Source organism: Aquimarina rubra (assembly GCF_042684305.1).
GTDB lineage: Bacteria > Bacteroidota > Bacteroidia > Flavobacteriales > Flavobacteriaceae > Aquimarina > Aquimarina rubra.
In genome coordinates this window covers 341,393-354,810 of sequence record NZ_JBHULE010000019.1, presented here as the reverse complement: position 1 = coordinate 354,810, position 13,418 = coordinate 341,393, and the positions used below count along the sequence as shown (strand labels likewise).

The window sequence follows — 13,418 nt, the reverse complement described above, 5'->3', positions numbered from 1 at the left end:
ATAAGATAAAATATTAATTTAAAAAAATAGCAACAATGAAAAAGTATGCAATTTGGATGTTTGCGGCTTTTTTGAGTATTAGCTGCAACAGTCAGGAGAAAAATCAAGAAAAATTAGAAGCGGATAAGAAAATAGAAGAAGAGATTCCAAAGGGAAGTTGGGAAGTAAATAAAGAATTTGATGAAGCAGGAAATTTGATACGTTACGATTCTATTTATTCCTGGTCTTCTGGTAATGATTTGAAAGACTTGGCTTTAAAGGATCGGGATAGTGTGCTAAAATCTTTAAAGTCGAGGTTTTATAGTAGTTTTTCAGGATTTGATTTCGAAAATCCAGAATTTGAAAACCTGTTTCAGGAGGATTCTCTGTTTACAAACCAATTCTTTAAGGATGATTTCTTTTCTAATGATTTCGGTAAGGATTTTATGGATTTAGACAATATGCGTGAACGAATGGAAGCCATTCAAAAACAGTTTTTGGAACGATATCGTTTAGAAATTAATACTCCGAAAGAAAAGGAAACTCAAAATCAAAAAGGGATATAGATGTTATAAGGCAACTAAGAATTAATTTGGAACAACCTCATTAAAATTGATTTAGAAAACAAAAAACCCGAACGTAAGTTCGGGTTTTTAAGGTGGTGCCTCCAGGAATCGAACCAGGGACACAAGGATTTTCAGTCCTTTGCTCTACCAACTGAGCTAAGGCACCTTGTTGTAAGCGGATGCAAATATAGAACGCTTTTTTTAATCCTCAAAAGAAAATTTTAAAAAAATCGTTTCGTACTTTTACTCACTTGTAAAAAGTGATATAAAATGAATCACAACCCTAAATTTACTGTTAATTTAAATAATTAGTGTTGAATTCTTTTAATTCGCTTAGAAACAATAAATAAGAACAGATGAATCTCGTTATTGATGTTGGCAATACCTCTATAAAGTTAGGAATTTTTGACGATAATTTAATTATCCATAAAGAAACACTGAGACCCCAGAATTTTTTAGGTATAATTAAAAGAATAAAAAAAGATTATTCTTTAATAAAAAGAGGAATTCTATCTTCGGTTTCCAATATGGATGAAGAAAATGTTGCTGTCGTAAAAGATTTATTTAATACTCTTATCCTGGATCATACGGTAAAGATGCCATTCACTAACCTATATGCTACCCCTACAACGCTTGGTGTGGATAGATTAGCATTAGTAGCGGGTGCGGTTCATCAATTTCCTGAAAGAGATGTATTGATAATTGATGCAGGAACCTGTATAACATATGATTTTAAAAACAAACAAGAAGAATATTTAGGAGGAGCCATTTCACCGGGACTTACATTAAGATACACAAGTTTAAATAACTTTACCTCAAAATTACCTTTATTGAATCTGGAATTCCCAAAAAATCATATTGGAGATACCACGAATCAAGCGATACATTCAGGTGTTGTAAATGGAGTTTTGTATGAAATTGATGGTGCAATTGACGAATATTGCAACACTTATCCCGATTTAACAGTTATTTTAACCGGAGGAGATGCACATTTTTTGTCTAAAAGATTAAAAAATAGCATATTTGCCACCTCTAATTTTTTATTGGAGGGACTAAATCACATTTTAGCTTTTAATAATAGTCAATGATAAAGAAGATTTTAGTAGTCATTCTGGTAATAGTTACCAGCGTATCTTATGCTCAGGAAGGAACCTCTTCGCCTTATTCTTTTTACGGAGTAGGATTGCAGAAGTTTAAAGGAACAGTAGAAAATAGATCGATGGGGGGATTGGGTATACTTACGGATAGTATTCACTTAAATCTTCAGAATCCGGCATCTTTTGGAGAATTGGGTTTAACAACCTACACAATAGGAGCCAATTATAATGGTTTAAATTTGGACAATGCAGCAGGCGATGATTCTTATAAAGATAATGCATCTTTAGATTACTTGGCGATAGGTATTCCAGCGGGTAAATTTGGTTTCGGTTTCGGAGTAATTCCGGTAAGTTCTGTAGGTTATCAAACAAATTCATTTAATGACGATGGCTCTGAGAATCAGTTCCTTGGAACGGGAGGTCTTAATAAAGTATTCGTGGCAGCAGGGTTTAAAGTTAACGAGAATTTAAGTGTTGGTTTGGATATTAATTATAACTTTGGGAATATTGAAAATAAGGCGCTTCTAAGAAGAGCAGAACTGGAATTTGATACCAGAGAAATTGATAATTCTGATTTATCAGGAGTAAGTCTGTCTTTTGGTGTTGCATACAAGACAATGTTAACCGAAAAGTTAGAATTAACCACATCGATAGTGTCTACTCCGTCATTTAAACTTAAATCAGAAAATACTCTGGAATTAGCGACAGTTCAGATAGCGGCTACAGGAGCAGAATTAGTTATAGAACGACAGGAGGTAGAAGTTGCTGATAGGGATTTAGATCTTCCTGCAGAGGTAAAAGTTGGTGGTGGAATTGGAGAACCTAAAAAATGGTTTATCGGAGCAGAGTATACATATCTTAATGCTAGTAATTTTGATAATAGATCATTTACCGCTGATAATGTAGTATATGATAATGCGTCAAAAGTTAGATTAGGAGGATATTACATACCTAAATATAACTCACTTACAAGCTATCTTAATAGGATTGTATATAGAGGTGGAATCAGGTATGAAGAGACAGGTTTGAATATTAATGGACAACCAATTAATGAGTTTGGCATATCTTTTGGAGTAGGGTTACCAGTCGGCAATTTATTCTCTAATGCTAATGTAGGTTTTGAGTTCGGTACACGTGGAACAACAGATGCAGGATTAGTAAAAGAAGAATTTTTTAATTTGTCATTAAGTTTATCGTTAAATGATAGATGGTTTAGAAAAGTGAAATTTAATTAACTACAATTATACAGCTATGAATACTAAAGTTTTATATACAATAGCAGCAGGATTAGTTTTAAGCACTACAAGTATTAGTGCTCAGGCTACTGACTGTGCCACAACGGCTTCTATTGCCTATGAGCACGCTAAAGTAAAAAATTATGAGGCTGCAGAGGAGCCTTTATGGAAAGTAAGAAAAGAGTGTCCTACGCATAGTCTTGCAACCTTTCAATTCGGTAAAAAATTACTTGAAAGCAAATATAAAAAAGCAGCAGGTGCGGAAAAAACAGCTATTGCTAATGAAATGATTGCTCTATGGAAAGAACGTCTTCAGTATTTTCCAGCTAAAACTAAAGTAGGTGATATGCATTCTGACATTGGTCAGATTATGTATGATAATAAGATCGGTAATGCAGAAAGTCAGTTCGCAGAATTTGATAAAGCATGGACAGAGGATAAAAAGAATTTCTCTAGCCCTAAAAAAGTATATACCTATTTTTCTTTATTAGTAGAGCTTCAGTCGGCAGGGAAGAAAGATCTTCAGGATGTTTTCGATTTGTATGATGAGGTAATAGAAAAGATTGAAGATGAAGAAAGTAAAAAAGCAAAAACTATTGCAGAATTAACTGAAAAAGAGGAATCCGGAGCTGCACTTTCTGGCAAAGAGAAAAAAAGATTAAAGACATACGATAAAATCTTAAACAATTATAGTAAAGTAAAAGGTGGTGTTAACCAAAAGCTTGGAGAATTGGCAGATTGTAAAAACTTAATTCCTTTATATAATGGTCAGTTTGAAGGGAAGAAAAATGATATCAATTGGTTAAAAGGAGCTGCTGGTAGAATGTCTGCAAAAGAATGTACAGATGATCCATTGTTCTTTAAGTTAGTAGAAGCGTTGCATAAAGCAGATCCTTCAGCAAAATCTGCATATTACTTAGGGATTCTTGCGTTGAAAGATAAGAAAACGTCTAAAGCTTTAGAATACTTTAATCAATCAGCGCAGCTGGAAACAAAAGCTAGTGATAAAGCAAAAGTATACTTTAGAATTGGTGAAGTAGTGAAAAAGCAAGGAAACTATTCAAAAGCTAGATCTTACTATAAAAAAGCATTAGCCAATAAGCCGTCTTATGGTACTGCTTATCTTAGAATAGCTTCTATGATCGCAAGTAGTGCAAATAACTGCGGTACGGATGTATTTAGTAAAAGAGCAGTATATTGGTTAGCAGAAAGATATGCGATAAAAGCTGGTAAGGTAGATCCAAGCCTTAAAAAGAATGCTAATGCAACTGCAGCTAATTACAGGGCAAAAGCTCCATCTAAAACAGATATCTTTAATAATCCTGGAGTTACTTCGGTAAAAATTGGATGTTGGATCGGTGAGACGGTAAAAGTACCGAAATTATAATGCAAAGAAAGAACCTATATATATTAGTGAACTTTGTCACAGCTTTTGCTGTGACATTGTTTTTTTCATGTCAATCCAATTCGTCAGAGACAAATAATTATCTCATAACAGAAGATGCTCCAATGGCTGAAGGTTATGAGCTTAATCTAAAATATACCGACTCTGGGAGGCTAACAGCAATCCTAAAAACGCCAAAAATTAAAGACTATTCTAATAAAAATTTCGGATACCAGGAATTTCCTGAAGGTATTATTTTGGATATCATTGACAAAGATGGTAAGATTAGTGTAGTTAAAGCAGATTATGCTATTTTTTATAAAGAAACGGGGCTTATTGATATGAGAGGCAATGTAGACGTAAAAACAGCCGATAGCACTCATTTAGAGGCTCGTCAACTGTATTGGGATCAGAGTATAAATTGGGTGTTTACAGATTTACCATATAAAAGCACCCTTGCTGATGGCACTGTAAACGAAGCTGATGGTTTTGATGCTAATCAGGATTTTACTATATTGAATTCTCGCGTCAATGAAGGAATAATGTTCATCGAGGAGTAATTTTATATGATGAAATGAGTATCAAAAAATGTTAATGGAAGAGTAAGGGGTTTACAACCGTTCTCAATGTTAAAATGTACCTACTACTAATCTTTAAAATATAAACGTGTGAAAATTTTTAGATTTTTTGAGCTTGCCTACCTGGCGATTATGTGTTTTTTCTTGTATCAGGCATATGAAGAATGGGGGAAGGAAGATAGTAGAAGTATTTTATATTTGTGTTTTGCCGGAGTAGCAGTTTTTATGTATTTCTTCAAAAGAAACTTTCGAAAAAGATTTGATGCTAATAACAAGGATAGTTAATGGAACTACAAATCATCGCTATTGTACTTTCAGTTATTTTTTCGGCCTTTTTTTCCGGTATGGAGATTGCGTACATCTCTTCTAATAAAATTCATATTGAAATAGAAAAAAAGCAAGATGGTTTCCTTGCGAACATTCTATCTAGGTTAACTAAAAAACCTTCAAAATTTATTGCTACCATGTTAGTAGGCAATAATATTGCTCTAGTAATCTATGGGTTTTATATGGGAGATTTATTGATGGGTGTTATAGAAGGCTATTATCCCAACTTGGTAGGTAGTGTTAACCTATTATTACAGACCATAATTTCTACCATGGTGATATTGCTAACGGCAGAGTTCCTTCCAAAAGTATTTTTTCAAATTTATGCCAATACACTACTCAAGTTTTTTTCATTTCCTGCTTATGTGTTTTATTTGATTTTTTGGCCCATTTCCTTCTTTGTTATTTGGGTGTCTGATTTTGTACTTAAAAAATTTCTTAAAACCGATGGTGATGAAGTTCAGCTAGCATTTACCAAAACCGAACTTGGTGATTATATTACAGAGCAAATGGAAACTGTCGAGGAACATGATGAGATTGATAGTGAGATTCAGATTTTTCAGAATGCATTAGATTTTTCGGATGTAAAATCCCGTGAAGTGATGATTCCGCGTACCGAAATTATTGCTATAGAAAAATCTCAATCCTTAGAAGAAGTCAGTCAACTTTTTATCGATACAGGACTTTCCAAAATATTAGTCTATAAAGGAACTATAGATGATATTATTGGATATGTACATTCTTTTGAATTGTTTAAAAAGCCCAAGTCTATTAGATCAATTTTACTTCCTGTAGTTTTTGTACCTGAAACGATGTATGTTAAAGATGTGCTTAATCTTTTAACCAAGAAACATAAAAGCATTGCGGTTGTTATAGATGAGTATGGCGGAACCAGCGGTATAATTACTGTAGAAGATATTGTAGAAGAACTCTTTGGCGAGATAGAAGATGAGCACGATTCAATAGATCTTATAGAGGATAAATTAGGAGAAAATCATTATCGGTTTTCTGCCAGAATGGAAGTTGATTACATTAACGAAACATATAAATTAAATCTTCCTGAAAGTGAATATTACGAAACGCTTGGAGGAATGATTGTAAATCATACAGAAGAAATTCCCCAACAAGGAGATATCGTACATATTGATTCTGTTATTATAGACATTATTGAAACTTCAAACACAAAAATTGAGATAGTAGAATTAAAGGTTTTATTAGAAGAATAATATTTGTGTTCTACATAAGTCTTGAAACATATCTCGTATAGTTTTTTCCCGTTTAATCAGAAACCTTGGAATTATATTTTCTATGTAGTTGATTGTTTTTTGGTGATGTATTATGTTTTAAATCAGGAAGATAGGAGCTGGTGTTTAGTTGAGATCCTGTTGAATTTAGACTTCAGAAGACCTTTAAAAATAAAAAGCAAAAAAAGTTGTAAAGACTTTCTGTCTTTAATTGGTAATATTCTAATAAAATGGTATTTTCGCCCACTATATTTGAATAAATTAAACTTATAATGGCAGTTTTAAATAAAATCAGACAAAGATCCGTTTTCTTAATTGTGATTATCGCTCTAGCGCTTTTCTCTTTTGTATTAGCGGATTTGATTCGAAATGGAGGAGCTATTTCTCAAAAAGCAGCAAATACGATCGCTACCATAAATGGGAAGGAAATTGATAGAACTGATTTTGCAAGAAAAGTAGAAGCAGCATCAAGAAATTTTGGATCCAACGGATCTAACCTTCAGACAGTAAACTTTGTTTGGAATCAGGAAGTGAGACAAATAGTTTTTGATGGCCAATTTGAAGAATTAGGAATTAGAGCGGGTGCTGATGAAGTGAATCAATTACTAGAAGAAGGATTAGCTAATAATCCAACTTTCCAAAATGAAGCAGGTGTATTTGATAAAGCAAAAATGCAGGAGTATGTAGCTAGTATTAAATCAAACCCCGTAGCTTATCAACAATGGCAAGATTATAAAATTTCTTTAGGAAAAGGAGCTTTAGAGCAAACCTATCTTAATATGATTAAAGCTGGAGTTGGCGCAACGCTTAAAGAAGGAGAATTAGCTTATAAAATGGAAAACGATGTTGTAGATATTAAATATGTTCAACTTCCATTTTCAGGAATTCAAGATACCGAAGTAAGCGTATCTGATGCAGAGATTCAGTCATACATAGATAAACACCCTGATTTGTATCAGGCAGAGGCTTCTAGGAATATGAGATTCGTGTTCTTTAAAGAAGAGCCTAGTCAAGAAGATGAAGATCAATTGATAGCAGAGGTAGCTAAAGATGTTGAAGGTTTAAAAACAGCTGAGAATATTGAAGAGTTTATCAATCTGGATAAAGGTTCTGCATTAAAATATGATGACCGTTTTGTATTCAAAAAAGATTTACCTGCTACTGTTGCTGATACATTGTATAATGTTCCTGTAGGAGAAGTATTTGGACCTTATAAAGATGGAAAGTACATAAAGATATCTAAAGTTATTGCGCAGAAACAACAACATGATTCTTTAAAAGCAAGTCATATATTAATCTCTTGGAAAGGTTTAGGTACTGCTGGAACTACAGAAAGAACAAAAGAAGAAGCCAAAACGCTTGCCGATAGCTTGCTTAATGTTGTTAAAGCTGATAAATCTAAGTTTGTAACCTTAGCCAAAGATTTTTCTGCAGACACTTCAAATAAAGATAAAGGAGGAGATCTTGGTTATTTTGGTCCTGGAAGAATGGTACCTGCATTCAATGATTATATAGTAAATAATAATGTTGGAGATATGGGAGTTGTAGAGACTGCTTTTGGATATCATATTATTACTATCGAGGATAAAAAGAATGAACAGAAAGCTGTAAAGGTTGGAACTATTGCCAGAGAAATTGAGGCTAGTGAAAAAACAATAAATTCTATATTTACGGAAACTACCAAATTTCAGATTGCTACAAAGGATGCGGATTTTGCTGAGAAAGCAAAAGAGAGTGAGTTTGTGGTGCGTCCTGTTAATAAGATCAGTGAGTTGGCAGAAAATATTCCTGGATTAGGGTCTCAAAGATCTATTGTACAATGGGCATTTAAAGAAGAAACTAAAGTAGGAGATGTAAAACGTTTTGATGTAACTGATGGATATGCTGTAGTGCAGTTAACGGCAAAAGCTTCTAAAGGTCTTCAAAAAGTTGAAGATGCAAGTACTTCTGTAAAACCAATTCTTATTAAAGAGAAAAAAGCAGAAATGCTTAAAAAGAAAATATCAGGAAGTACATTAGAGGATATCGCTAAAAACCAATCTCAAACGGTTAAAACAGCTACTGCTTTAAATATGAAAACTCCAACGATAAGTGGTGCAGGAACAGAACCAAAAGTAGTGGGAGCCGCTTTTGCTCTAGAAGCTGGAGAGATTTCTGAGCCGATTGTGGGTAATAACGGAGTATATGTTGTAGAAGTGACAAAGAAAACACCTGCGAGTGGATTGGATACGTATATGAGTTACTCAGCACAAGAATCTAAGAGTCAGGCTAACGCTGTAAATACCAGAGTATTTAATGCACTTAAGGAGGCTGCAGAAATAGAAGATAAAAGAGCTAATTTCTACTAAGAAATAGGCAAGAAAATAACGATAAATAAAAATCCTGAAGAAATTTTCTTCAGGATTTTTTTTATGTTGACACTTCATCATCTTCTACTTCTTATGTCTAACTTTTTGTTCCCATTTCCAAGCAGAAGACAAAGCTTCATCAAGACTGCTTTTTGCCTTCCATCCTAATTCATTATTTGCCTTATCGGTATTGGCATAAGCAGCTGTAATATCTCCCTCTCTTCTATCTACAATTTTATAGTTTAATTTTTGATTAGATACTTTCTCAAATGATTGTATAACTTCTAATACAGAGCTCCCTGTTCCTGTCCCAACATTAAAGACTTCATAATTAGAGGTGTTCTTATCACTAAGCAGACGTTGCAATGCAACCACGTGAGCTTTTGCCAGATCAACTACGTGAATATAATCGCGTATACAAGTTCCATCTTCAGTAGGATAGTCATCCCCGAAAACAGAAAGTTGTTCTCTAAGTCCAATACCCGTTTGTGTAATAAACGGAACTAAATTCTGAGGCACCCCAATAGGTAACTCACCAATTTCTGCAGAAGGATGTGCTCCGATAGGATTAAAATATCTCAATGCGATAGCATTAAGGTTAGGTTTTACCTTGCAGGTATCTTGTATAATTTCTTCTCCGATTTGCTTAGTATTTCCATATGGAGATTCTGCGATTTTTACAGGTGCATTTTCAGTAATAGGTAGTTCATCTGCCTGTCCATAGACAGTACAAGATGAACTGAATATAAAATTGGTTTTATTTTTCTTTTGTAGCTCTTGTAGAATATAAACCAGTACACTTATATTGTTCTCGTAGTACAAAAGAGGTTTTTCAACACTTTCACCAACTGCCTTGGACGCAGCAAAATGAATTACTCCTGCAATATCATCATGACGAGAAAAGAAATCCTGAACTTTATCTTTTTCTCTAAGATCGAAATTTTCGAAAATAGGTTGCTTTCCTGTGATAGCCTCAATGCCTTTTAGAACCTCTGTAGAAGAATTAGAACAGTTGTCAATAATAACCACCTCATATCCCTCGTTTTGTAATTCTACAGTAGTGTGGGATCCGATAAATCCTAATCCACCTGTTACCAGTATTTTCATTTTTTTGTTTTCAAGAGTATTAAATATCTACAATACATAGATATACTAAAAGCAAATTTATACAATTGATAAGTAATCTAAAAGATATTATTGAAATGACTGACTTAAAACATGATAGCAACAAAACTATGTAATTTCGTTTTCATAATATGTAGAGGCATCTTGTAATAGTAAATCTAAATATTCATTTTCGTTTTCGAGACGCTTTTCATCCCATCCCAGATATTTTATAAGATCTTCCTGGACAATAGAGCGATATTGCCATACACTTTGAATATCAAAATATAATCTCCCTGTTCTTCTTACAAAAAAATCAGCTAGACTATTCACCATTTCGTGATGTACTCCGTACCAAACTTCTGCCCGTATTAATTTTTCCTCTACAGAATCGTTTAGGAAATAGTTTACTTTATTGATAACGATGTCGGCTTGTTTTCCATAGGTGGTAGCTAGATACCATCCATAATATTGATCCTGAACTCCTATATCTTTAAGTTGTTGATTAATTTCCTCCAGATATTGATCTACCGCATCTTTGTTTTTTAAAGGCTCACTGGTAAGTGGGATGTTTTGTGTAAATGATTTAGAAAATTGTTCTCGTCTCTTGCTACTCATTGTTTTTAAAACTGCATCAATGACTCGTTGAGCCATTTTACGATATCCTGTGAGTTTACCTCCTGCAATAGAAATTAACCCTGTTTTAGAAACAAAGATTTCATCTTTTCTTGATAATTCTGAAGGATCTTTTCCATCCTCGTGAATTAAAGGTCTGAGACCAGCCCAGTTGGATTCTATGTCTTCCAGAGAAAGATTCACTGTGGGAAACATGTTGTTTACTGCATCTAATAGATATTTTGCATCATCTATGGTCGCTACTACACGATTAAGGTTGGCATTATAATTAGTATCCGTAGTTCCTACATAAGTGGCTCGTCCTCTTGGGATGGCAAAAATCATTCTTCCATCAGGAACATCAAAATAAATAGATTGCGTCAACGGGAACCTTTCTCTGGAAAATACAATATGTACACCTTTTGTTAGATGCAGGTGTTTACTATTCATGGAGTCATCTTTCTCTCTTAACAAATCTACCCAAGGTCCGGCTGCCGAGACATAATTTCTGGATTTGATAACGAACCGTTTTTTTAGATTATGGTCTAAGCATTCTAAGCTTCGTATTTTTCCTTCATCATCATAATTAAAAGAGGTCATCTCACAATAGTTAATGATATCTGCCCCATAGGAGGCCGCCTTTTTGAGGAGTTCTATAGTGAGTCTGGCATCATCTGTTCGGTATTCTGCATAATATCCCCCACCTGTAAGTCCTTTTTTATTAAGTAATGGTTCTTTGCTAGCTGTTTCTTCAACGCTAAGCATTTTACGTTTGTCATCTCCTTCTACATTGGCCAGGAAATCATATACTTTTAACCCAATTGCAGTCATCATTTTGCCATAGGTCCCACCTTCAATTAACGGTAATAACATCTTTTCAGGTACTACCAGGTGTGGGGCAAGCTTATGGACCATTGCCCGTTCACTTCCTGATTCCTTTACTAATGCAATTTCCATTTGTTTCAGATATCGTAATCCACCATGAATGAGTTTGGTTGATTTATTGCTGGTTCCAGAGGCAAAGTCATTTTTTTCTACAAGACAAACTTTTAACCCTCGTGAGGCTGCATCCAAAGCAATTCCTGCTCCGGTTACGCCACCACCAATAATAATTAGATCATATTTGGTGGTTTGAACTCTTTGTAATTGTCTTTCACGATCCAAAACAGAAAACCTAATTGGACCTTCTTCTTTTACCGAAAGCATATTTTTGTTTACTGTTTTGGTGCGCTCTACAGCTTCCTTCCATCCACTATATTTTCGGTTTCGTTGATGTTCTGTAATTTGGGGTTTAAACCTGATGTCTGTGACTCTAATTTTCGAAATATCCTTTTTAGTCCAAACTCCAGCTTTTATTCCTGCCAGAAATGCAGCACCTAATGCTGTTACTTCTAGCATTTCAGGCCTATCGACTTCTACATTAAGAATATCTGCCTGAAATTGCATTAAGTAGTCGTTGGCAGATGCTCCACCGTCTACTTTGAGTTCTTTCATTAGTTTTCCACTATCTTCTACCATAGCATCTAATACATCCCTGGTTTGGTATGCTAAGGCTTCAACTGTAGCTTTGATAATATCATTTTTACCGGAATCTAAAGTTAATCCATAAATAGCTCCTTTGGCATTCATATCCCAATGCGGTGCGCCAAGACCGGCAAATGCCGGAACGACATATAAATCCTCAGATGATGGAGTGGATTTACAAATTTCTTCGGTTTCTGAGGCTTTTGTGATTACCTGTAATTTATCACGAAGCCATTGTATAGAAGCACCACCAACAAAAACACTTCCTTCTAGAGCATATTTTATGTTATCACCTGGCAAACTACAACATAAAGTCGTCAATAAACCATTCTTAGATTGATATGCTTTTTTTCCTGTGTTTAATAATAAGAAACAACCGGTCCCGTAGGTGTTTTTGGCGATTCCGGATTTGTAACCTCCTTGCCCAAATAATGAAGCTTGCTGATCGCCTGCCACCCCGAAAATCGAAATGTCATTTCCCATATATGAAATACTGCCAAAATCAGATGAAGAATGCTGAACTTTTGGAAGCACATTTTCAGGAATATTTAATTCGGTTAATATCTTCTTGTCCCATTCAAGTTGCACAATGTTGTATAACATTGTTCTGGAGGCATTAGAGTGGTCGGTAACATGCTTTTTTCCTTTTGTAAATTTCCAGATAAGCCAAGTGTCAATTGTGCCGAACAAAAGATCTCCCCTTTCTGCTTTTTCTCGAGCATCCTTTACATTATCTAATATCCATTTTAATTTAGTTCCTGAGAAATAAGAGTCTATTCTTAGTCCTGTATTTTTGGAGATATAATCTTCAAAGCCTTTTTCTTTTAAGTTTTCACAAATTTTGGATGTTCGCTTGTCTAACCAAACGATTGCATTATGAATAGGATCACCTGTAGTTTTATCCCAAACAACCGTAGTTTCTCTTTGATTAGTAATCCCAATTCCCGCAATTTCATCAATAGCTATTTTGGATGTTTGTAATACTTCTTCAAAAACTTCTTGTTGATGCTTAAAAATTTCTAGAGGATCGTGCTCTACCCATCCCGATTTGGGATAATGTTGGGTCAATTCCTTTTGAGAAATACCACAAATGCCACCATTATTATCAAAAATAATTGCTCTGGTACTTGTTGTTCCCTGGTCAAATGCTATAATATACTTTTTACTCATCAGAAGATATTTGGCTTTATTTTCTATTAACAAATTTCTCTAGAATTGTCTTAAAAAATATCATATTCGATAGAGAAATAGCAATATGAATATAAATATCCTAAATATAAGATCGATAGAAAAGATATTTTTCAATTTAAAATAATGCAATCGTTTGTATTATTTTTTATGTATTGAATAGCAGTTTTTATTGATTTTCTTTAAAAAGAAAAGTTCTATGAGCGATTATAGGAGGTATAAAATATAG

Annotated in this window: 10 protein-coding genes and 1 tRNA gene; 8 read left to right on the top strand and 3 right to left on the bottom strand. The window is 34.1% G+C overall.

Annotation, left to right across the window (positions count from 1 at the left end):
• Positions 1-35: 35 nt before the first annotated feature.
• Positions 36-545 carry a hypothetical protein gene (locus ACFSR1_RS10225; RefSeq protein WP_378292135.1) on the top strand — a complete coding sequence of 170 codons (510 nt, stop codon included), beginning with the start codon at positions 36-38 and terminating at the stop codon, positions 543-545.
• Positions 546-638: 93 nt separating this feature from the next.
• Here ACFSR1_RS10225 and ACFSR1_RS10220 read toward each other — a convergent pair.
• Positions 639-711: transfer RNA gene (locus tag ACFSR1_RS10220), tRNA-Phe, on the bottom strand.
• Between the two features lie 190 nt (positions 712-901).
• Here ACFSR1_RS10220 and ACFSR1_RS10215 point away from each other — a divergent pair.
• The 7 genes from ACFSR1_RS10215 (at position 902) to ACFSR1_RS10185 (ending at position 8,758) form a co-directional block, all read left to right on the top strand.
• Positions 902-1,633 (top strand): type III pantothenate kinase, encoded by a 732-nt coding sequence (locus ACFSR1_RS10215; RefSeq protein ID WP_378292133.1) that lies wholly within the window; start codon positions 902-904, stop codon positions 1,631-1,633.
• Positions 1,630-2,877, top strand: coding sequence for a hypothetical protein (locus ACFSR1_RS10210; protein WP_378292131.1), 1,248 nt, complete (start codon positions 1,630-1,632; stop codon positions 2,875-2,877). Before ACFSR1_RS10215 ends, ACFSR1_RS10210 begins: the two co-directional genes overlap by 4 nt.
• 16 nt (positions 2,878-2,893) lie before the next feature.
• Positions 2,894-4,264, top strand: coding sequence for a tetratricopeptide repeat protein (locus tag ACFSR1_RS10205; RefSeq protein ID WP_378292130.1), 1,371 nt, complete (start codon positions 2,894-2,896; stop codon positions 4,262-4,264).
• Entirely contained in the window at positions 4,264-4,821 is a 558-nt protein-coding gene (gene lptC / locus ACFSR1_RS10200; protein WP_378292128.1) for an LPS export ABC transporter periplasmic protein LptC, read from the top strand. Before ACFSR1_RS10205 ends, lptC begins: the two co-directional genes overlap by 1 nt.
• A gap of 108 nt (positions 4,822-4,929) precedes the next feature.
• Positions 4,930-5,124: a hypothetical protein gene (locus ACFSR1_RS10195; protein WP_378292126.1), complete on the top strand. Its 195-nt coding sequence runs from the start codon at positions 4,930-4,932 to the stop codon at positions 5,122-5,124.
• Positions 5,124-6,392, top strand: a complete 1,269-nt coding sequence (locus ACFSR1_RS10190) for a hemolysin family protein (RefSeq protein WP_378292124.1) — start codon at positions 5,124-5,126, stop codon at positions 6,390-6,392. The genes ACFSR1_RS10195 and ACFSR1_RS10190 overlap by 1 nt, the downstream gene beginning before the upstream one ends.
• Before the next feature lie 290 nt (positions 6,393-6,682).
• Entirely contained in the window at positions 6,683-8,758 is a 2,076-nt protein-coding gene (locus ACFSR1_RS10185; RefSeq protein ID WP_378292122.1) for a peptidylprolyl isomerase, read from the top strand.
• Between the two features lie 84 nt (positions 8,759-8,842).
• On the opposite strand, the gene galE is transcribed toward ACFSR1_RS10185, so the two are convergent.
• Positions 8,843-9,865: a UDP-glucose 4-epimerase GalE gene (gene galE / locus ACFSR1_RS10180; protein ID WP_378292121.1), complete on the bottom strand. Its 1,023-nt coding sequence runs from the start codon at positions 9,863-9,865 to the stop codon at positions 8,843-8,845.
• A 126-nt stretch (positions 9,866-9,991) separates the two neighbouring features.
• Positions 9,992-13,171, bottom strand: coding sequence for a glycerol kinase GlpK (gene glpK / locus ACFSR1_RS10175; RefSeq protein ID WP_378292119.1), 3,180 nt, complete (start codon positions 13,169-13,171; stop codon positions 9,992-9,994).
• Between the last annotated feature and the right edge of the window lie 247 nt (positions 13,172-13,418).